Source organism: Kushneria phyllosphaerae (genome assembly GCF_900312995.1).
In the GTDB taxonomy this organism is placed as follows: domain Bacteria; phylum Pseudomonadota; class Gammaproteobacteria; order Pseudomonadales; family Halomonadaceae; genus Kushneria; species Kushneria phyllosphaerae.
The window spans coordinates 70,063-90,225 of sequence record NZ_ONZI01000001.1 but is presented as its reverse complement, the minus strand read 5'-3'; the positions used below and the strand labels follow the sequence as shown (position 1 = coordinate 90,225).

Annotated in this window: 19 protein-coding genes; 6 read left to right on the top strand and 13 right to left on the bottom strand. The window is 61.5% G+C overall.

Annotated features, from left to right (window positions below):
• Positions 1–9: 9 nt before the first annotated feature.
• The 3 genes from KSP9073_RS00405 to KSP9073_RS00395 form a co-directional block, all read right to left on the bottom strand.
• Positions 10–1,071 (bottom strand): PA0069 family radical SAM protein, encoded by a 1,062-nt coding sequence (locus KSP9073_RS00405; RefSeq protein WP_108840990.1) that lies wholly within the window; start codon positions 1,069–1,071, stop codon positions 10–12.
• 81 nt (positions 1,072–1,152) lie between these two features.
• The gene (locus KSP9073_RS00400; RefSeq protein WP_108840989.1) at positions 1,153–3,414 is read right to left on the bottom strand and encodes a glycoside hydrolase family 3 C-terminal domain-containing protein; all 2,262 of its coding nucleotides are present in this window, start codon (positions 3,412–3,414) and stop codon (positions 1,153–1,155) included.
• A gap of 41 nt (positions 3,415–3,455) precedes the next feature.
• Positions 3,456–4,778 (bottom strand): MFS transporter, encoded by a 1,323-nt coding sequence (locus KSP9073_RS00395; RefSeq protein ID WP_108840988.1) that lies wholly within the window; start codon positions 4,776–4,778, stop codon positions 3,456–3,458.
• Between the two features lie 199 nt (positions 4,779–4,977).
• On the opposite strand from KSP9073_RS00395, the gene KSP9073_RS00390 reads away from it, so the two are divergent.
• Positions 4,978–5,976, top strand: coding sequence for a LacI family DNA-binding transcriptional regulator (locus tag KSP9073_RS00390; protein ID WP_108840987.1), 999 nt, complete (start codon positions 4,978–4,980; stop codon positions 5,974–5,976).
• Here KSP9073_RS00390 and KSP9073_RS00385 read toward each other — a convergent pair whose 3' ends face one another.
• On the bottom strand, positions 5,977–6,912 hold the full coding sequence (locus tag KSP9073_RS00385) for a DMT family transporter (RefSeq protein ID WP_108840986.1): 936 nt from the start codon (positions 6,910–6,912) through the stop codon (positions 5,977–5,979). It lies immediately after the preceding gene.
• 263 nt (positions 6,913–7,175) lie between these two features.
• On the opposite strand from KSP9073_RS00385, the gene KSP9073_RS00380 reads away from it, so the two are divergent.
• Together KSP9073_RS00380 and KSP9073_RS00375 are read left to right on the top strand one after the other, a co-directional pair.
• Positions 7,176–7,709: a carboxypeptidase-like regulatory domain-containing protein gene (locus KSP9073_RS00380; protein ID WP_108840985.1), complete on the top strand. Its 534-nt coding sequence runs from the start codon at positions 7,176–7,178 to the stop codon at positions 7,707–7,709.
• A gap of 63 nt (positions 7,710–7,772) precedes the next feature.
• The gene (locus KSP9073_RS00375) at positions 7,773–8,216 is read left to right on the top strand and encodes an MAPEG family protein (protein ID WP_108840984.1); all 444 of its coding nucleotides are present in this window, start codon (positions 7,773–7,775) and stop codon (positions 8,214–8,216) included.
• Between the two features lie 170 nt (positions 8,217–8,386).
• Here KSP9073_RS00375 and KSP9073_RS00370 read toward each other — a convergent pair whose 3' ends face one another.
• Positions 8,387–10,624, bottom strand: coding sequence for an NADP-dependent isocitrate dehydrogenase (locus KSP9073_RS00370; protein WP_108840983.1), 2,238 nt, complete (start codon positions 10,622–10,624; stop codon positions 8,387–8,389).
• Between the two features lie 402 nt (positions 10,625–11,026).
• On the opposite strand from KSP9073_RS00370, the gene KSP9073_RS00365 reads away from it, so the two are divergent.
• A complete protein-coding gene (locus KSP9073_RS00365) occupies positions 11,027–11,647 on the top strand; it encodes a YqaA family protein (protein WP_108840982.1) in 621 nt (206 codons plus the stop codon).
• Positions 11,648–11,740: 93 nt separating this feature from the next.
• On the opposite strand, the gene KSP9073_RS00360 is transcribed toward KSP9073_RS00365, so the two are convergent.
• Genes KSP9073_RS00360 through KSP9073_RS00350 form a run of 3 tightly spaced genes read right to left on the bottom strand, consistent with a single transcriptional unit; the run spans position 11,741 to position 13,858 of the window.
• Complete coding sequence (locus KSP9073_RS00360; RefSeq protein WP_108840981.1) at positions 11,741–12,394, bottom strand: TPM domain-containing protein; 654 nt, start codon at positions 12,392–12,394, stop codon at positions 11,741–11,743.
• A 29-nt stretch (positions 12,395–12,423) separates the two neighbouring features.
• Positions 12,424–13,188, bottom strand: a complete 765-nt coding sequence (locus KSP9073_RS00355) for a TPM domain-containing protein (protein WP_108840980.1) — start codon at positions 13,186–13,188, stop codon at positions 12,424–12,426.
• Between the two features lie 19 nt (positions 13,189–13,207).
• The gene (locus KSP9073_RS00350; protein ID WP_243409056.1) at positions 13,208–13,858 is read right to left on the bottom strand and encodes a LemA family protein; all 651 of its coding nucleotides are present in this window, start codon (positions 13,856–13,858) and stop codon (positions 13,208–13,210) included.
• Between the two features lie 218 nt (positions 13,859–14,076).
• On the opposite strand from KSP9073_RS00350, the gene KSP9073_RS00345 reads away from it, so the two are divergent.
• Positions 14,077–14,448, top strand: a complete 372-nt coding sequence (locus KSP9073_RS00345) for a hypothetical protein (protein WP_133240959.1) — start codon at positions 14,077–14,079, stop codon at positions 14,446–14,448.
• A 58-nt stretch (positions 14,449–14,506) separates the two neighbouring features.
• Here KSP9073_RS00345 and KSP9073_RS00340 read toward each other — a convergent pair whose 3' ends face one another.
• From KSP9073_RS00340 to KSP9073_RS00325, 4 genes are all read right to left on the bottom strand, one after another.
• A complete protein-coding gene (locus KSP9073_RS00340; protein WP_243409055.1) occupies positions 14,507–15,688 on the bottom strand; it encodes an MFS transporter in 1,182 nt (393 codons plus the stop codon).
• 213 nt (positions 15,689–15,901) lie between these two features.
• Entirely contained in the window at positions 15,902–16,504 is a 603-nt protein-coding gene (locus KSP9073_RS00335) for a glutathione S-transferase family protein (RefSeq protein ID WP_108840978.1), read from the bottom strand.
• Positions 16,505–16,550: 46 nt separating this feature from the next.
• The gene (locus KSP9073_RS00330; protein WP_108840977.1) at positions 16,551–17,186 is read right to left on the bottom strand and encodes an FMN-binding negative transcriptional regulator; all 636 of its coding nucleotides are present in this window, start codon (positions 17,184–17,186) and stop codon (positions 16,551–16,553) included.
• 62 nt (positions 17,187–17,248) lie between these two features.
• Complete coding sequence (locus KSP9073_RS00325; protein WP_108840976.1) at positions 17,249–17,707, bottom strand: GNAT family N-acetyltransferase; 459 nt, start codon at positions 17,705–17,707, stop codon at positions 17,249–17,251.
• Between the two features lie 135 nt (positions 17,708–17,842).
• Here KSP9073_RS00325 and pdxR point away from each other — a divergent pair, with 135 nt between their 5' ends.
• The gene (gene pdxR, locus KSP9073_RS00320) at positions 17,843–19,279 is read left to right on the top strand and encodes a MocR-like pyridoxine biosynthesis transcription factor PdxR (protein ID WP_108841960.1); all 1,437 of its coding nucleotides are present in this window, start codon (positions 17,843–17,845) and stop codon (positions 19,277–19,279) included.
• A gap of 21 nt (positions 19,280–19,300) precedes the next feature.
• Here the strand turns inward: pdxR and efeO are convergent, their stop codons facing one another.
• Positions 19,301–20,140 carry an iron uptake system protein EfeO gene (efeO, locus tag KSP9073_RS00315; RefSeq protein ID WP_108840975.1) on the bottom strand — a complete coding sequence of 280 codons (840 nt, stop codon included), beginning with the start codon at positions 20,138–20,140 and terminating at the stop codon, positions 19,301–19,303.
• Positions 20,141–20,163: the final 23 nt, after the last annotated feature.

The window sequence follows — 20,163 nt, the reverse complement described above, 5'->3', positions numbered from 1 at the left end:
TTGTTGTGGCTAAAACAGATCGATCTGCTGATGGGACGGTGCAAATCGTGTGGTGTCGAGGCGCTCTTCCTCACGGCGTCGGTTAAGTCCGAGGCGGCGAATACTCAGGCGAAAGCGCTGGGCCAGCAGATCGGCGAAGGGCCCTTCGCCACGCAGGCGATGGCCAAAGCGGCTGTCGTTATCGCGCCCGCCGCGGGACTGGCGAATCAGGCTCATGACGTGCGCTGCCCGATCGGGGAAATGTTCGAGAAGCCACTGTTCAAACAGCGGGCGCACTTCAAGGGGCAGGCGCAGCAGGGTGTAGCCGGCGCTGGTGGCACCGGCATCAAGCCCGGCCTGCAGGAGCGTCTCCAGTTCCATGTCATTGATCATGGGGATCATCGGCGCGGTAATGATGCCGACCGGTACCCCCGCCTTGCGCAGCGTGCGGATCACTTTCAGTCGCGCACCGGGCGAGGCTGCCCGCGGTTCCATGACCCGCTTGAGCTCATTGTTCAGTGTGGTGAAGCTGATAAAGACCCTGACCAGTCGCAGGTCTGCCAGCTCGGTGAGCAGGTCCAGATCGCGCAGAATCAGCGTGCTGCGGGTGGTGATGGTCAGCGGATGTCGATGGCGCAGCAGCACCTCAAGCAGCTGGCGGCTCAATTGGTGCTGACGCTCGATGGGCTGATAGGGATCGGTATTGGCGCCCAGCGCGATGGGCTCGCAGACGTAGCCGGGGGAAGCGAGCTCCTCGGCCAGCAGGCCGGGCAGGTTGGTACGCGCGATCAGGCGCGTTTCAAAATCAAGCCCCGGGGAAAGGTCCCAGTAGGCATGAGAGGGGCGGGCAAAACAGTAGATGCAGCCGTGTTCGCAGCCCCGATAAGGGTTGAGCGAGCGTGAAAAGGGCATGTCCGGTGACTGATTGCGCGAGATCGCCGTTCGACTGTGTTCCAGACGGACCTCGGTAGCCCGACTGACGGGGGCATCGTCCTGCCACCAGCCGTCATCGACCGCCTCGATGCGGATGCGATCGAAGCGGTGATGCAGGTTGGCGCTGGCGCCGCGGCCGATAATGGATTCACCTGACATACCCGAGCCCTCTCTGAATACTGTTTAAATATACAGTTATCTCGGAGAGAACCCAAGGCGTCCCTGACGTTTGTTCTGCAGTTACGCCAGCGCTTTCAGATCCTTCAGCAGATTCTCAAGGCGTGCCTCGGTGAACCCTGAAAAGGACACCAGCGCCCGCAGCGGCAGATAGTGGCCCATGGCATTCATCAGGTCATCACCGCCTTCGCGCGCCATCAGATCATTGAGCATCGGCAGTTCATCGGCAATGTCGGCAAGATGCTGGCGCAGCACCCGGGTGGCGTCCTCACGGCGCTGAAGATCGCCCAGCAGGGTATTGCGATCGATCACCGGCAGCGCCACGTCATCGCCCTGCACGTCAAGGGTTTGACTCAGACGGATATCGCGCGAAGACGCGCCGATGCGGACCTCAAAGGTGCCGGTGGGCAGGCGCCAGTCGCCACGCTGCGCGTCGTACCAGCAGAAATCCCGCCGCGTAAGCCTCAGCTCGACCCGTGCGGTCTCGCCCGGTGCAAGCGCTACCCGATCGAAGCCGCGCAGGGCCTGCGTCGCCACCGGCACAGTCTGCGTCTGATCGCTCAGATAAAGCTGCACGATCTCACTGGCCTCCCGCTCGCCGCTGTTGGTGATATCGCAACTGATCGTCAGACTGCCCTGACCGTCGAAGTCGCTGGCAGAGAGCGTCAGGTTGGCGTAGTCAAAGCGGCTATAGCTCAGGCCGTGACCGAAGGGAAACAGGGGTTCGGTGCCCAGCGTGTCATAGTGGCGATAGCCCACAAAAATACCTTCGCCATAACGCACCACATCGCCCTCACCGGGGAAGTTGAGATGGGCCGGTGTGTCCTCCAGCCGCTGCGGGAAGGTTTCAGCCAGCTTGCCGCTCGGCGAAACCTCGCCATAAAGCAGATCGGCCAGGGCCGCGCCGACGGCCTGTCCGCCCAGATAGCCTTCCAGAATGGCGCTGACCTGACCGACCCAGGGCATTGCGATCGGCGAGCCGTTGGCCAGCACCACCACGGTATTGGGCTGAACGCGGGCCACCGCCTCGATCAGGGCGAGCTGGTTGGCCGGCAGGTTCAGATGCGTGCGGTCATAGCCTTCGGACTCGTGACGCTCGGGCAGCCCCAGACAGAGTACGGCAACGTCGGCGTGGCTTGCGGCGGTCGCTGCGTCCTGCTCGAGCTGCTGATCGGGCGCATCGCGGTCGATCTCGAAGCCTTTTGTATAGTCAAGGCTTGCGTCCCGGGACCTGAGGGCTTCCAGCAGGGTTTCGACGCGGGTGGCGTTGACGTGTGAGCTGCCGCCGCCCTGATAGCGCGGACGTTCGGCAAATTCGCCGATCACCGCCACACGATGCTCGTTGGACAATGGCAGGGTGCCATCGTTTTGCAGCAGCACCATGCTGTCGCGTGCGATGTGGCGGGCCAGCTGGTGATGGGCCTCGGCATCGAATTCAGCGCTGTCCTTGCGGGCATCATGCGCCCTGAAGGTAATGCGCAGCAGACGCTCGACGGCGCGATCCAGTACCGCTTCCTCCAGCCGGCCCTCTTTTACTGCCGCAACGATCTGTGCGTCGCGCTCGCCGCCGGAGGCCGGCATTTCGAGCTCCATGCCGGCCTCAAGCCCCGGGACGCGCTCGTTGACGGCGCCCCAGTCAGAGACCACAAAGCCTTCAAAGCCCCATTCATCGCGCAGGATATCGGTCAGCAGCCGCGAATGTTCGCTGCAGTACTCGCCGTTAAGCCGGTTATAGGCGCACATGACCGTCCAGGGCCGGGCTTCCTTCACGGCATGTTCAAAGCTTGCCAGATAGATCTCGCGCAGGGTGCGCTCGTCGATACGGGCATCTACCGACATGCGGCGATGCTCCTGATTGTTGGCGGCAAAGTGCTTGAGCGAGCTGCCCACGCCACGCGACTGGGTGCCGCGGATGTGGGCGGCCGCCAGGTGCGAGGAGAGCATCGGGTCTTCGGAGAAGTATTCGAAATTGCGCCCGCACAGCGGCGAGCGCTTGATGTTGGCCCCGGGGCCCAGTACCACATGCAGCCCTTCTGTCTGTGCCTCATCGCCCAGCGCGGCGCCGAGCTGTTCAAGCCGTTCGACACTCCACGAGCTGGCAAGGCCTGCCGCGGTCGGAAAGCAGGTGGCCGGCTTGCTGTCATTGACGCCCAGATGGTCCTGCTCCTCGCCCTGAGCGCGCAGTCCGTGTGGTCCGTCGGAAAGATTGATCGCCGGGATGCCCAGGCGTTCAACGACTTTTGTGCGCCAGAAGTTATCACCCGAGCACAGGCCGGCCTTCTCCTCCAGCGTCATTTGTTCGATCAGTGTCTTCAGGTTGCTCATGCAGTGGCTTCCTTGTGGGTTGAATGGATGGGAGGTGAGGGTCAGGCTGCTGTCGGTTTGGCGGTACGGATTTCGGCCATGCGGCGGTCCCCCAGCGGGTAGATCAGCATCAGCACCGCTACCCCGAACGCGCCCACGGCCGGCAGCACGCTCATCATGGATTTGATCAGTACCAGCACGGTCTCGCTCTGCGAGGCATTGGGGGTGTAGCCATAGGTGCTGAACAGCACACCGGTCAAAAGCCCGCCGATGCTCATGCCGAATTTCTGGCTGAAGGTGACCGCGCTGGTGGTGGTGCCGGTCGCCCGGCGGCCGCTTTTGTATTCCACGTAATCGGCGATATCACCGACCATCGCCCACATGGTGGGCGCGATGATGCCGTTGATGAACTTGGCAGCCATGAAAGCGGCAAAGTAGAACGCCGGGCCATGGTCGGCGGCCACGAAAAAACTTGCCAGGGCGACGCCGTAGGCAAGGTTGGCGCCGATCATGACGCGGCGTTTGCAAAAGCGGCGCATCACCAGCTGATTGAAGATCACGCCTGCCACCATACTGGCGTAACCCATGGCCAGAAACAGCGACACTGAAGATGCTTCACCCAGGTAGTACTTGAAGAAGTAGATGGCTGCCGAGTCCGGCATTAGCATGAGGGTGAAAATCAGGATGCTGGTGGCAAACATGATCCAGAACGGCCGGGCGCGCCCAATGTGAGCAAAGCTTTTCAACGGGTTGCTGGCGCTGTCACCTTCCACGTAGCGCTCGCGCACGCCCTTGAAGGTCAGCAAAAAGACGACAAAGGTGATGACGCCATAGACGGCATAGGTCAGTGCAAAGCCGCGCTGCTCGTCGCCGTTGCCCAGAAAATCCACCAGCGGCAGCGTGCCATAGCTGATCAGCACAAAAGCAATGTAGGAGAGCAGCATGCGGTAGTTGGTCAGCTGGCGTCGCTCGTCGTTGTCGGTCGTCATCGATACCGGCAGCGCCGAATAGGGAATATTGACCAGGGTATAAAGCCCCATCAGGGCGATGTAGGTCGCGAAGGCGTAGATGATGCGGCCGTTCTCACTCAGTGCCGGCGTGGTAAAGGTCAGTGCCAGCATCGCCCCGAGCGGCAGCGAAAAAAACAGCAGGTAGGGGCGCAGGCGGCCAAAGCGGGTGCGGGTACGATCAGCCATCAGACCCACGGCCGGGTCGGTGATGGCGTCCCACAATCGGGTCACCAGAAACAGCGTACCGACCAGCGCCGGACTGATGCCGAACACGTCGGTGTAGAAATACATCAGATACAATGACAGCGAAGCCCAGGTAAAGGCGCTGGCAAAGTCACCCATTCCGTAGCTCAGCTTCTCCCGAACTCCCAGCATTGAGGCACCCTCGTGATCGGCATGTATTTATGAAACCGGTTTCATGATGGCGCGTTGCGTTGTCTCTCACTATGCGACCTTGGCAGGAATCGCGGTATGAACACGACAACAGGGCGCCGCGGTACGGGAAGCAGAGGGGATGGGTTGCCGTGGCACACGGCATCTGGTCAAGTAGCCGGATCATTTCAAGGACAACACCATGCCTACCATTCGTGAGGTGGCTGCGTACGCCAGCGTTTCTGCTGCCACGGTGTCTCGCGTCATGAAAGGGGAAGTGCCGGTCAATGCCGAGACGCGCGGACGTGTCGAGGCCGCCATCGCTGCACTGGGGTACGCGCCCAACGCCTTTGCCCGCTCGCTGGCTTCCAACCGGATGGGGGGCGTGGGACTGGTGATCTCGCATCTGGCCGGCCCCTTCATGGGACGCGTCATGATGACGCTGGAAGCAACGCTGCGCCGCGCCAACGTCTCCCTGCTGGTCGCCAGCGGCGGCGGTGAGGCTGGGCGCGAGCAGGAGGCCGTGGACTTTCTGCTGGGCCGACGCTGTGACGGGCTGATTGTGCACGCCGATGCGCTGTCAGACGCCATGCTTGCAACGCTTGCAGCCACCACACCGCTGGTAGTGTTCAACCGACGGGTGCTGGAGATCGATGCGCACTGCATTTACCTGGACAACGAGTGCGGCGGCTATCTGGCCACGCGTCATCTGCTGGATCAGGGTCATCGCCATATCGCGTGTCTGACCGGGCCGCTGCGCCAGCAGGACGCCGCCGGGCGACTGGCCGGCTACCAAAGGGCCTTGAAAGAACGGGGCATCCAGGTAGATGAGCAGGCCATTCTTGAGGGTGACTTTACCGAGCGCAGTGGCGAGCAGGGCATGGCGGCCCTGCTGGCGCGCGCGGCGCCCATCACGGCGGTGGTGGCCGGTAATGACGATATGGCACTGGGCGCCATGACGATATTGCGGGCGCGAGGCGTGGCGATTCCGCAGACCCTGTCACTGGTGGGTTATGACAACGAGGCCTGTGCGCGACACGTCATGCCGGCACTCACGACCGTACATGCCCCACTCGAGGAGATGGCGCAGGAAGCTGCCGAGCGCCTGCTCAAGCTGGTGGCCGGCGCCTCACTGCCGGCCCCGACACCTTTCATGCCCACATTGATCGAACGGGAGACGGTTGGGCCGCCGCTGTCCTGATCATTTCTGCTCTGGCGTCATGGTCGTGGTCGTGGTCGTGGTCGTGGTCGTGGTCGAGGTGTCACCGTCAAGGGCGAGCTCACGGGGCGCTCGTTTGAGTCGCCTGACATTGATAATGGCGATGCCGCCGACCACCAGTGCGCCACCGACCAGCTTGTTGAGCGCCATGCTTTCATCCAGCATCAGCACGCCCAGCACGACCACCACCAGCGGTGTCAGAAGTGACAGCGGAATGAGGCGCGCCACTGAATGTCGCCGCAACAGGGTATTCCACAGCCCATAGGCGAGAATCGAGGACATCACGGCGCTGTAGATGACCGCCCCCCAGCCACGCCAGCCGGCCTCCATCATGGCGGTCCACTGATGCTGCTCAAACAGCAGAGATCCCATGCCGACCAGCGGAATGGCGAACATCGACAGCCAGCCGGCCATGGTCAGCGGCGCGATCTCCGGGCCTGTCTTGACCAGCAGATTGGTAATCGCCCAGCCCAGCGCGCTCAGCAGCAAAAGTGTCAGTGGCAGCGGACCGGGCAGGGTAGGGCCACCGGCCAGCACCACCACGCCGGAAAAGGAGACGAGCATGCCGATGACCGGTTTCAACCGCAGGCGCTCCTTTAAAAAGATGGCGGCCAGAATGGTGGCAAAGGGCGTGCCCAGCTGTACCAGCAGGGCCCCGGTACCGGCTTCAGCGTAGTTGAGCCCGATGAACAGAAAGCCGAAATGCATCAGCCCGAAGCTGGCGGCCAGCTTCAGCACCAGCGGCAGCTGCGCACGCGTGATCCGGGTGAACGGGACGATCAGCACCGCCACCAGTGCAAAGCGCAGGGTGGTCATCAAAAGCGGCGGCATCTCGGCCAGGCCAAGCTTGATCATGATGCTGTTGAACGCCCAGATCAAAATAACGACCAGCACCAGATAAAAGTCGCGAAGCGGCACGATGTCTCCCGCAAATAATGAACAGATAGTGTGCAAGACGTCCTGGAAGGGCCGGAAAGAACGGCTCGAACGTCTGGATCAGTCCTCCCATGTTAGCAGCTTGCCCGCATCGACCTCATGATCATCGACCTTGCAAGTCGAGCAGATACTGGCAGCCACCTGAAGGGGCTGTTGTCCTGCAGCACCCATCGATTTTAAAGGATGGCTTGAACCCGAGAAGTCGTTAAGCTTGCCTATTGATCCATATTGCGAGGAAACAGGACATGCGTCAGTGGCAGGTTTTGACAGGTGCCGTATTGATGATGGGGCTGGCCGGCTGTGAAAGCATTCAGAACATGGCGGATAACCTTCCCGGCATGTCCAGCGCGGGCACGGTCGACAGTGCGCCGACGGTCAAGCGCCAGGTGCCTTTCCCGGTCGAGACCTATGCGGCGCTTGCCAAAACCGGTACCGCGACCATCAAGGGGCGTCTGGCCTATCAGCTGACTTCGGGACAGACTGTTTACGGCAATCGTGAGAAGGTCTCTATCGCACCGGCCACCGAGTACTCGGCTGAAGCCGCCGACAAGGCCCTGGCCGGTCAGCGCGTCGAGCCGGCCGACCCGCGCGCCCAGGCCTATACCCACATGACCACCACCGACGCCAATGGCTACTTCACGGCGACCGGCATTCCGGCCGGCACCTTTTATGTGGCCGGCACCGTGGCCCTGCCGGGCGGTCAGGGGCGCAGTCCCTTTATCCTCAAGCAGGTCCGAGTGAAGGAAGGCGGCTCGGCCAATGTGACGTTGAGGCGATAATAGAAGAGCGAAGCGTCGATAGCGATTCAGCCCTGTTGAACCATCCTGTCCTGGAGAGCCTCAATGAAAGCCGACATGCTCGCACCTGCTGCCGTACTGATCCTGTGGTCACTGGTCATGCTGTTCTGGATGGCCTTCAGTCGTTTCAGGGCCATGAAGGCTGCCGGTGGCGATCTTAAAGGCGCCCGGCCGGGTGGGCGCGGGCAGGATCTCGACGGGGTGTTGCCTGAGCGCGCCAACTGGAAAGCGCACAATTACACCCATCTGATGGAGCAGCCCACGATCTTTTATCCGGCGGTCATTATTCTGGCCGTGATGGGCGCCAGTCCCGTAGATGTGTTCCTTGCCTGGTCCTATGTGCTATTTCGCATCATACACTCCGTGTATCAGGCCACCGTCAACCGAGTTGCGGTGCGCTTTCCCCTGTTTCTGGTATCGACCCTCACGCTGATCTGGCTTGCCGTACGGGCGGTGGTGGTCACGCTGTTTGCCACCGGCACTGTTTAAAGGGTCGGCGACCCATGCGGGAATATGTGCAATGTGATCCAGCGATGGGGCATGCGTTTTCTCCCTGAAACGCCGGCGGTCGGGACACTTCCGGTATTCATAAAAAAACCGGCGCCTCAGGGCGCCGGTTTTGTATGGTCGGTCATCGCTGACCGTCACGCGTTAACGCTTCAGCTCTTTTTGGAGAGGGTGGCGAGTGCATCATTGAGGATTTTGCTCGGACGCATGGCCTGACCGGCCAGCTCGATATCCGGGTGGTAGTAGCCCTTGATCTCGACGGCCTTGCCCTGCACGCCGTTGAGCTCATCGAGGATCGCCTGCTCGTTGTTGCTGAGCGTTTCATAAAGCTCGCCGAAGAGCTTTTTGAGTTCGGCGTCGTCGTCCTGTTCGGCCAGTGCCTGAGCCCAGTAGAGCGCCAGGTAGAAGTGGCTGCCACGGTTATCAAGCTCGCCGGTCTTGCGCTTGGGCGACTTGTCACTGTCCAGGAACTCGCCGTTGGCGCGGTCCAGGGCGTTGGCCAGCACAATGGCGCGCTGGTTATCAAACGTCTTGCCCAGGTGCTCGAGCGAGGCAGCCAGTGCAAGGAATTCACCCAGTGAATCCCAGCGCAGATGGTTTTCTTCCACCAGCTGCTGCACGTGCTTGGGCGCGGAGCCACCGGCACCGGTTTCAAACAGGCCACCGCCGTTCATCAGCGGTACGATCGAGAGCATCTTGGCACTGGTGCCCAGCTCCATGATCGGGAACAGGTCAGTGAGATAGTCACGCAGTACGTTACCGGTGACCGAGATGGTGTCCTCACCGCGGCGCGTACGGACCAGCGTGTACTGCATGGCTTCGACCGGCGTCATGATCTGGATGTCCAGACCGCTGGTGTCGTGATCCTTCAGGTACTGTTCGACCTTTTTGATCATCTGCGCGTCATGGGCACGCGCGCTGTCGAGCCAGAAAATGGCCGGCGTCTGGCTGTCACGCGCACGGGTCACGGCGAGCTTCACCCAGTCCTGGATCGGTGCATCCTTGGTCTGGCACATGCGCCAGATGTCTTCGCGCTCGACCTTGTGCTCAAACAGCACGTTGCCGCTGTCATCGGTGACGCGCACGGTGCCGTCGGCCGGAATCTGGAAGGTCTTGTCGTGGGAGCCGTACTCTTCGGCCTTCTGGGCCATCAGACCGACATTGGGCACGCTGCCCATGGTGGTCGGATCAAAGGCGCCGTTTTTCTGGCACTCCTCGATGGTGGCCTGATAGATGGTGGCGTAGCAGCGATCGGGAATCACGGCCTTGGCGTCATGACGCGCATCGTCAGCGCCCCACATCTTGCCGGAGTCACGAATCATCGCCGGCATGGAGGCGTCGATGATGACGTCACTGGGCACGTGCAGGTTGGTGATGCCCTTGCTGGAATCCACCATCGCCAGTGACGGGCGCGACTTGTAGAGCGCCTCGATGTCGGACTTGATGGTGTCCTGCTGATCTGCCGGCAGCGAGGAGAGCGCCGAGTAGAGATCGCCCACGCCGCTGTTGGGGCTGAAGCCGGCATTTTTGAGCGCATCGCCGTGCTTTGCCAGCACGTCACGATAAAACTCGTCGACCGCGATGCCGAACATGATCGGGTCGGAGACCTTCATCATGGTGGCCTTCAGGTGCAGCGAGAACAGTACGCCCTGCTTTTTGGCGTCCTCGATCTGCTCGGCGATGAACGCGCGCAGCTGGCGGCTGCTCATGCTGGCGCCATCGACGATTTCACCCTCGGTGACGGCAACCTTTTCCTTGAGCACGGTCGTCGTGCCGTCGTTCTGGACCAGCTCGATCTTCAGGTTGCCGGCACGGTCGATTACGGCGGATTTTTCGCTGCCGTAGAAGTCGCCCTCGTTCATGTGGGAGACGTGGGACTTCGAGTCTTTCGACCACTCGCCCATGCGGTGCGGATACTTCTTCGCGTAGTTCTTGACCGACTTCGGCGCGCGGCGGTCGGAGTTGCCTTCACGCAGAACCGGGTTGACGGCGCTGCCCTTGACGCGGTCAAAGCGGGCGCGGATGTCCTTTTCTTCATCGCTTTCCGGCGACTCGGGATAATCGGGGATGGCGTAGCCCTGACCCTGCAGCTCCTTGACGGCGGCCTTGAGCTGAGGCACCGAGGCGCTGATGTTGGGCAGCTTGATGATATTGGCTTCCGGCGTTTTGGCCAGATCGCCCAGTTCGGCCAGATGGTCACCCATTTTCTGGTCGTCTTTCAGATAGTCGGGGAACTGCGCCAGGATGCGGCCGGCCAGCGAAATGTCGCGGGTTTCAACGATAATGCCGGCAGAATCGGTGAAGGCATCAACAATGGGGAGCAGCGAATGGGTGGCCAGCGCAGGTGCTTCGTCGGTGAGGGTGTAGATGATTTTCGGCGTGTTGGACATCCTGGTATAAACCTCTCTTGTCACTGCGATTGCATGGGATACATGACGGTTGCATGAAGCTGGAGCGGTACGTAGTGGTCGTGAAAGGGCAGTCTGTCGTCTGTCTTCACACCCACTCGCACGACGATACGTCTTGCCTGCGAAGCGCCCGGGGGCCATGGCGCGTGCAAGCGCATGGGCCAGCGATCCGATCATGGCGAGTATAACAGCGCACCCTGGCCTGTGCATGACCGGCCACCACGCGCCTTTTCACCCCGGGACGCCGTCATTTCACAAGTCTTTAAGACATCTGAAACCGGGGCTCGGACCGGCAGCGAGTGTGTCATCATCCCCGCCTTCATTGACCGTCAATGATCAGGGGGCCCGACGCATGGGCCCACGACATGAATGACAGGGGTATCCATGGCCTTGAGCCTGCAGCATCAAAAACAGCGTCTTGGTGACCGGCTTGCCGCACTGATGGATCATCGCCGCGCGCTCTGGCTGCTGTTTGTGGCCTCGATACTGGAAACCCTGATTGTTCCGATTCCGATTGAAACGGTCCTGATCCCCTGGATGGTGATGCGTCCCGGGAAGCGCTGGTGGCTGGCCACGGTGGCACTGGCGGGCAATCTGCTGGCCGCTGCGATCGGCTACGGGCTGGGCGCCTGGGCCATGGGTCAGTTCGGCGATCAATTGATTACGCTCTTTGGTGGCCAGCAGGCGTTCAACGACTTCGATCAGCGCTTCATCGATAACGGCTTTCTGGCCGTGCTCTCCATTGGCGTCATTCCGATTCCATTTCAGATTGCCATGCTGGTGGCCGGCAGCACCGGCTACGCCTTCCCCCTGTTTATGTTGGCCGCCCTGCTGGCGCGTGGCGCGCGCTATTTTGGCCTGGCGCTTTTGGTGCACTTTTTCGGTGACCGGGCGCTCAAGCTCTGGAAGCGCCATGAGCGCACCATGATGGGGATACTGGTCGCCGCCGCTGTAGGCGTTCTGATCTACAAGGGCATTGGTCTGCTGGGCGATGTCTCAGGCTGAAAATTTCCTGTGATAGCGTTGTTCAAAAAAGCCATCCCGCAGGATGGCCTTTCAATCATCGGTGCTGGACACCGGCGCCTCATCACAACGTGATCAGCCGATGTCGTCCCGGCCAAGCACGATCAGACGATTGGGCAGCTCGTTACGCTCATGGGTGGCGGGCACATGCGTCTTCAACAGAGCACCGCAGGCCTCAACGCAGTTCAGAAAGCCCTGCTGGGTCTGACCGGCGCGCACCTTTTGTGTGAAGTCAGCCACGATCTCGGCCCAGGCGGCGTTATCCAGCCGGCTGGAAATGCCCTGATCGACCAGAATCTCGACGTAGCGCTCGGCTTCAGAGACGAAAATCAGCACGCCGGTGCCAGCCTCGGTCCGATGCAGGTTCTGTTCGAGAAACTGGCGTCGGGCCAGGTTGGCCGCGCGCCAGAAGCGTACGTGACGCGGGATCAGGTGAGTGATGACTCCGGGCAGGCGAAAGAGGATCGCCAGCACCACAAACAGGACCCATTGCACCAGAAGCACCATCCAGGGGCCGGTCCAGAATACATCGAGTCCGAACCAGCCGGCCAGCAGGGCTAGTGCGCCTGGCACGATCAGGGCCACAAGCCCTGCCCACAGCAGCGGAATATAGGCATAGTCGTCCGCCCGGGGGGCCAGTACCGTGACAATTTCGGCATCGGTGTCGCGCTCGACGCGGGCAATTGCCTCGCCCACCTCGCGCTGTTCGTGCTCTTTCAGTAGTGACATACCGCGTTATCCTTGTTTGATCGCGACCATTACCAGCCGCCGGAAGCGCCGCCGCCGCCGAAGCCGCCGCCGCCACCGCTGAAACCACCGCCGCCGCCGAGGCCGCCCCCTGATCGGCCGCCACCGCCAAGCGCGCCGCCCAATAGCATGCCGCCGAGCAGACCGCCTCGTCCGCGGCCACCTCGACCGCCGCCACCGCCTCGCACGATCAGCATGACAATGAAGAGCAGAATCGACAGCCAGATGCCGGCGCCCCCGAGCTCTCTGGACTCGCGTTCCGGCTGCTGTCGGGTTTGGGTCTGTGCCAGCGGGTCGCCACCCAGTACCTGGATCATGGCCTGACTGCCCTCGACGATGCCGCGGGCATAGTCGCCGTCACGAAAGGCCGGTGTGATCACCTGGTTGATGATGGCGGAAGACTGCGCATCGGTCAGACGCCCTTCAAGGCCATAGCCGACCTCGATGCGCACTTTGCGCTCATCAAGGGCCACGATCAGAAGGGCGCCGTTATCCTTGTCCTTCTGGCCGATGCCCCAGGCACGGCCAAGCTGATAGCCGTACTGCTCGATGGTCTCTCCGCCCAGGTCGGGCAGCGTGACCACGACCACCTGTTCACCGGTGGCCTCTTCATGGGCCGCCAGCGTCCGGGAAAGCTTCGTTTCAGCGGCCGTGTCGAGCAGCTGGGCGTTGTCCACCACGCGCCCGGTCAGTTCGGGAAAGTCGGGCGCGGCCTGAGCGACTGCCGTGCACAGCAGCAGCAAAAGGCCGACGGCGAGCGAGCGTGTCAGTCGCATCAGTAAGTCACCTCTAGCATCAGAATTTCACCTGCGGGGCCTGGTCTGCGTTTTCGGCAGTGGCCTCGAAGTTCTCGCGAATCGGCAGGTCGCTATACATGATCTTGTGCCAGATGCTGCCCGGGAAGGTACGGATCTCGGTGTTGTAGGCCTCGACCGACTGTATGAAGTCGCGCCGTGCCACCGCAATCCGGTTTTCCGTGCCTTCAAGCTGGGACTGCAGCGCCAGGAAGTTCTGATTCGACTTGAGCTCCGGGTAACGCTCCGATACCGCCATCAGACGACTCAGTGCGCCGCTCAGCTGGCGCTGCGCCTGCTGAAACTGTTGCATCTGTTCGGGATTGTTGAGCGTATCGGCATCGACCTGAATCGACGTGGCCTTCGAGCGCGCCTCGATCACGGCCGTGAGCGTCTCCTGCTCCTGACTGGCATAGCCTTTCACCGTTTCGACCAGATTGGGGATCAAATCGGCACGGCGCTGGTACTGATTCTCGACCTGAGACCAGGCGGACTTCACCTTTTCATCCAGCGTTGGAATCTTGTTGACGCCACAGCCTGACAGGGTGAAACACAGACACAGCAGCGCCAGACACTGCCAGTGAAGGGCGCGCAGGCCGGTGCGAGCAGAGCCGGTGCGAGCAGAGGAGTAGCGGTCGTAATACATGGACATGGGTTGGGGTCTCGAACGAACGGGCTTGAGGACGTCACGGCAAAAATCATCACCATGACGGCCCACGGATGATGTCAGTCTAGATGGCGGTACGCCAATCGTCTTCAGGATGGCGATATTGCGTGTTCACACGACCAAAGCAGCAGCCGCAAAGGACGGTGATTTCTCCCGGTGCCCCCTATGCTCAGAGCTGACATGATGTTCTGGAGAACACGCTCATGAAAGCATCGAAAACCGTAATGTTGGGGCTGAGCCTGGTGCTGGTTCCCGTGATGGCCCTGGCCACCTCGCCGCCGGAGGATGACAGCTCGGCGACCCAGCCGTCTAATGCCACATCGTCCAGTCAGAATACCGGCGAGCTCTCCCGTCAGGGGGGCGCCAGTGGTATGGAGGGGCAAAGTGGCAGCATGCAACGGGAGCGCCAGCAGGAAATGGAGGCGTCGCATGAATCGTCTGCTCCTGCCATTGGCACACACGGCCAGCGTCAGCAGGACGGTGCCGGCAGCATGAACGAGCACAACACCACCAAAACCGACCAGGGCACCGCCAATATCCCCGACCAGCGCACTCAGGATGATACCGCCCCGTAAATCGGTCGGGAGCGTCATCGATACGCCTGCCTCATGAGCAGGCGTATTGAGCCTGCCATCATGATGCTGTTCGGCGATTCAGACCTGTGACGGCCACTGCCATCACAGTGACGGGGACCAGCAGCCACAGATTAAGTGCCTGCCAGCCCAGCCAGGCATTGAGCGGCCCTGCCGCCAGTGCCGAGAGCGTGACCAGACTAAAGACCACGCAGTCATTGAGCGCCTGTACCCGAGGCGCTTCTTCGGGCGTATGGGCGCTTGCAAGCCACGCACTGGCGGGAATGAACGTGAAGTTCCAGCCCAGCCCCAGAAGCACCAGCCCCATGCCAAAGGCATGGAGGGTTGGGGCAAGCAGTGCGCAGACCGCACTCAGCGCCAGCAGCGCTGCGCCTGTCAGAATCATGCGGACGTGGCCGAAACGTCGGATCAAATGGCCGGTGACAAAGGAAGGCGCAAACATGGCCAGCACGTGCGCACTGATCACATGCCCCGTGGCTTCGAATCCGTGGCCGTGGTGTGCCATGGCCAGTGGGGTGGCCGTCATGGCCAGATTCATGACCGTATAGCCCAGCGCCGCGGCCATAATGGCGGCGGCCAGCCGTGGTCGGCGCAACAGCGTGATCCGGGAGACCGACGTATTCCGGCGACCACGAGGCAGCGGGTCGGTCAGATTCAGGCTGGCCACAATCACCAGCGCCACAAGATACAAACCGGCAAGCCCTGCAAGCGTGCCCAGAAACGGCACGGCGAACAGATGGCGGGAGACGCCGGCCAGCCAGGGTCCGAACAGCGCTGCCAGCACGCCGCCTGCCATTACCATCGACAGGGCGCGATCACGCTGGTCGGGGGCGGCATCCGCCGCAGCAAAGCGATAGAGCATGCCGGCACCGATACTGGCGCCAATCCCGAAAGCACCCAGGTTAAAGCCGACGAAGCTTTCTCTCATCAGTGACAGTGCTGCCAGAGCAATGCCGGCCAGCCCTGTCAGATTGGCCATGATAAAGGTGCGCCGCCGTCCGAAGCGCGTCGTCAGCCAGCCGGCCGGCAGGGTCGCACAGGTCGTGCCCAGCATCTGGGCGGCCACCGGCAGGGTGATCCAGGTCTGCGCCGGCGACAAATGTGCACCGATCAACGGATTGATGGTGATCAACATGATATTGCCGCTGACCAGCAGGGCCTGACACAGAGCCAGCCACCACACCGTTGCCGGCAGCGGTGCTGATGGTAAGGGGCGCGTCATGAGCAGGTTCCCGAGCCGAAGCGACACTGAAACAGGCGGCGTGGCTGACAGTTCGGATGGATCAAAAGATCGAGGGTATGGGGCATCGACGGCTTTCCGCAGAGAGATGGCAGAAGTCTGCAACCGTCCAGCAATGTCGGCAACGACTTATGGCCCACCGATTCGGACATCAAGAAGGTGGCATTGTGCGCGACCGCCTTTTGTCATGCTCTCTCAGTCCAGCATGGCGACATGACCTGGTTGTGCCGAGACCCGTGTCAGCCAGGCATTAATGGCGGGGTAGCCGGAGAGATCAAAACCTCCTTCATGGGCCACATGGGTGTAGGCGTACAGGGCGATATCGGCCAGCGTAAAACGATCTCCTGTCATGAAGGAGGTTTTTGTCAGCTGCTGCTCCATGACGGCAAGAGCTGCATGCCCTTCACGTTGTCGATCAGCCAGGTCCTGACGTCGTTCATCCGGCGTGTTCAGATAGCGCACGATAAACCGCGCCGAGGCTACGGAAGGCTCGTGACTATACTGCTCAAAAAATAGCCACTGAAGCATGCGTGCACGTTCCAGTCGCGTCGTCGGTATCAGCTCACTGCCGTCAGCGAGAAAGCAGATGATGGCATTGGACTCTGCCAGGCAGGTGCCATCTTCCATCTCAAGAACCGGAATTTTTCCATTCGGGTTGCGCTGTAAAAATGCCGGTGTGTGGGTATCTCCGCTCAATACAGACATCTCTGTCCATTGATAGGGCAGAGACAAATGGCGCATGACAAGTTTTACCTTATAGCAATTGCCTGAATGCTGATCACCGTAGACGCGGTACATGACACCTCCTGTGTTCTGTGTCTGGAAGGGTTGTTCGGATAAAATATTATTTGCCTTTGGTAAAGGGTGCGCCGCTTAACCAGCCGGCCTCCTGCTCGGCCACGCCTTTCTCTTTTAGTGCGCCACACACTGCTTGCCGTGTGGCCTCATCCTTGTGCTGCGCCGCCTTGTGCTTGCTGACCAGACGCTCAATGCGAAGCTCGACGCCCACAATCGCGCGACACATACCCTCGATGTAATCCGCTGGCGCGTCCTCAATTGACCAGGGGGCGGTTTGTTCGCGTTCAAATCGGGTAGTCAGTTCGGCGACGTGTGCCTTGAGCCAGGCAGGATCCTCGATGAATCGAAGCGTGCCGTGCGCCTGTACGCTCAGGTAATGCCAGGTGGGCACGACCCGACCATGTTCGCGTTTGGCGGGATACCAGCTCGGCGTAATGTAGCTGTCGGGCCCATGGAACAGCGCCATGGCCTGTGTCGGTGGTGTTTTCAAGAGTGAGTTGGCACGTGCAATATGGCCTTCCAGTACACCATGTTTGCTGCGCTGGGCATTGAGTAGAAGCGGCAGCGAATTGGCATCGACCCCGTCGCTTGAGACGGTCACGAGCGTGGCGAAAGGGCAGCGCGCCATCAGGGCATGCTGCGCTTCAAGGCTGGTCATCTGGAAATGACGTGGGAGACACATGGTTTACGCTCCTGAAGGTACATGGGCGATCAGGAAGATAGCCTCAGGTTCTCGAGAAACCGTCATGATCCTGATCCCGGCACGGAAAGCAGATACGTGTCGAAGGCTTCGTTTTTCTGCCAGCCCAGCGATTCATACAGCGCTTTTGCCGCGTGGTTGTGGGTCTGGGTGCGCAGCATCAGCGAGCTTGCGCCGTGCTCCTGTGCCCGGGCCGTGGCGGCCTGCATCAATGCCCGGCCGATGCCGCGACCGCGTGCCTGCGGCGCGACAAACAGGTCGTTGAGCAGCCAGCGTGAGGCAAGGCTGACCGTCGAGAGCATCGCATAGAGCTGCACGAAACCGTCCGGGCCGTGGCCGGCGTCGTGGACCAGTAAGCAGGAATCCCCACGCTCAAGGCGCTTATGGAGAAAGCCACGACAGGCCGCTTCATCACTGTCCTGTTGATAGAACACGCGATAGTCGTTCAGCAGTACGGCCAGCGCATCGAGATCGAAAGAATTGGCAGTTCGAATATTAGACATGAAGACTCCAGGGCGTGGTGACGTTCGGCTATCGTGACCGCATACTGGTTCTTTCATAAGCACCAGTTTTTAAAGAATCAGGAGAACCGGTTGAGCAGGCTTGCACGAACGGCGTGGGTGATCGAGGCACTGGCCATGCGCCTGAGCAGCCACTGTGATCAAGGGCTGAGCCAGCGGTTGTATGGCGCCCTGCGCGGCTGGATCGAATCAGGCGAACTCGCCGCCGGGGAGGCGCTGCCGTCGTCCCGGCGGCTGTCGCGTGAGCTGAACATTGCCCGTAATACGGCGCTTGCGGCACTGGATCGGCTGACAGCCGAAGGGTTTGTGGTGACCCGTCCGGGGGCCGGGCTTTTTGTGGCGCGCCTGGCGCTGGTCGAGTCGGTGCAGCAGAGCCCGGTTGCTTCTCGGAAGGTGGCCCTGTCCCATCGGGGAGATCGGTTACTAACGGCCTGTGCCCCGTCCGGCGGCGGGCATCGCGCCTTTGCGCCCGGCGTTCCGGCGCTGGATCTTTTTCCCCGCGAACAGTGGCAGCGGCTGCTGCGGCGCCATCAGCAGCGTGCCCCTGAAGCGTGGCTGGCCTATCAGGCGACCGGCGGCGTCACGGCATTAAAGACCGCGCTATGTGACTATCTTCGACTGTCGCGTTCGGTGCGCTGTACGCCGGAACAGATTCTGATCACCCAGGGTGCCCAGCAGGGCTTTGAACTGATCGCGCGGCTGCTGGCCGACCCCGGAGACCGCGCATGGGTCGAAGAACCCGGCTACGCCGGGGCGCAGGCTGCCCTGATGGCCGCAGGGTTGTCGCTGGTGCCGGTGCCCGTGGATGACGACGGCATTGATGTACAGCGCGCCCCCGAAGGGCCGGCGCCGAAGCTGATCTACGTCACGCCATCGCATCAGTATCCGTGTGGCATCACGTTGAGCCTGGCGCGGCGACTGGCATTGCTGGAATCGGCTCGAGGCAGCGGGGCCTGGATCATCGAGGATGATTACGACAGCGAGTTTCGCTACAGCTCACCGCCACTGGCCTCGCTTCAGGGGCTGGTCGAGCCGTCTCCGGTCATTTACGTGGGCACCTTCAGCAAGGTGCTCTATCCCGGGCTGCGGCTGGGCTATCTGGTGTTGCCCCCCGCGCTGGTCGACCCTTTTCGACGCGCCAACGCACGACTGAATCGCGAAGGGCAGTATGTGGCGCAGGCGGCGCTGGCGGAATTTATCGAGCAGGGGCACTTTTCCCGTCACGTGGCTCGCATGCGTCGGGCGTATCGATCACGCCAGGCGGCACTGCGAGAGGCGCTGACGCCCGCCACTGCCGAGGGGCTGACGCTTTCAAACGGCCATGCCGGCATGCATCTGCTGGTACCGCTTGAGTCCATGGCGCTGGAAAGGGCACTGGTGGCCGCGGCGAAGCGACAGGAGATTCAGCTCTCGCCGCTCTCGCGTTATTTCGCAGGACCTGCGCCGCAGGCCGGTCTGGTCCTGGGCTATGCGGGCAGCCATGAGCAGGACATTGCCCGGGCCGGTGACTGGCTGGCCCGGGCATGGCAACGCCTGCGCCACAATCAGCACTGAGGTGCTGACGTTTGGCACGGCTCAGTTAAGCCCAAGCAGGCCGCGCAGGGTCGAAAGATCCTCTGCCAGAACCGTGACCGGCCCGACCAGCGCACGACGGTGCGTGTCGCTGACCTCGTCATAGGCGTCAAAGCCCTTTTCGGGATGCTGGGGGTCTACTCGATACTCGGCCAGAATCGCTTCGACATGGTCAAAGTTCTGCTGAATCCGCTGCACGGTGTCGGCGTCTTCCTGCTCGGCCAGCGGCCTGAACAGGGAAAATATTTCACGGGCGCCATCCACGTTGGCCTGAAAGTCCCACAGGTCGGTGCGGCTGTAGCGGTCTTCTTCACCGGAGACCTTGGTCGCGGCGACCTCTTCCATCAGAGCGGCCGCGCCGCCCACTACGGTTTTGGGCGGAAAGGTCAGATCCTGTACGCGGCTATCCAGCGTGTTGATATTGTCCATGAGCCCCTGGGCATAGCCGTTCATGCCTTTAGTGCTGTGATCATGAAACAGGGCGTACTCCAGCCGGTGAAAACCGGTGAAGTCAGGATCCTTGACGCCATGTTCATAGTCATCTTCGCGCGCGTCGATTCTGGCATCCAGATCGGCGAACAGCTCGGCGATGGGCTCGATGCGTTCGTAGTACACCCGCGTGGGCGCATAAAGCGCCCGGGCCTTGTCCACGTCACCGGCCCTGATCGCCGCCGTAAATGCTTCGGTATGACTGACCAGATCTTCAAGATTATCGAGCACGTAGAGCTTGTACTCGGCGACCGGGCCAACCAGCGCGTCAGGGGAGACCGCGGCCTGGGCCGGCAGCTGGAAGGTCATCAGCGCCAGCGCACCGAGGGCGGGCAGGGTGTTTCGAAGGTTCATGGTCTGTCTCCTGATGGGGTTCA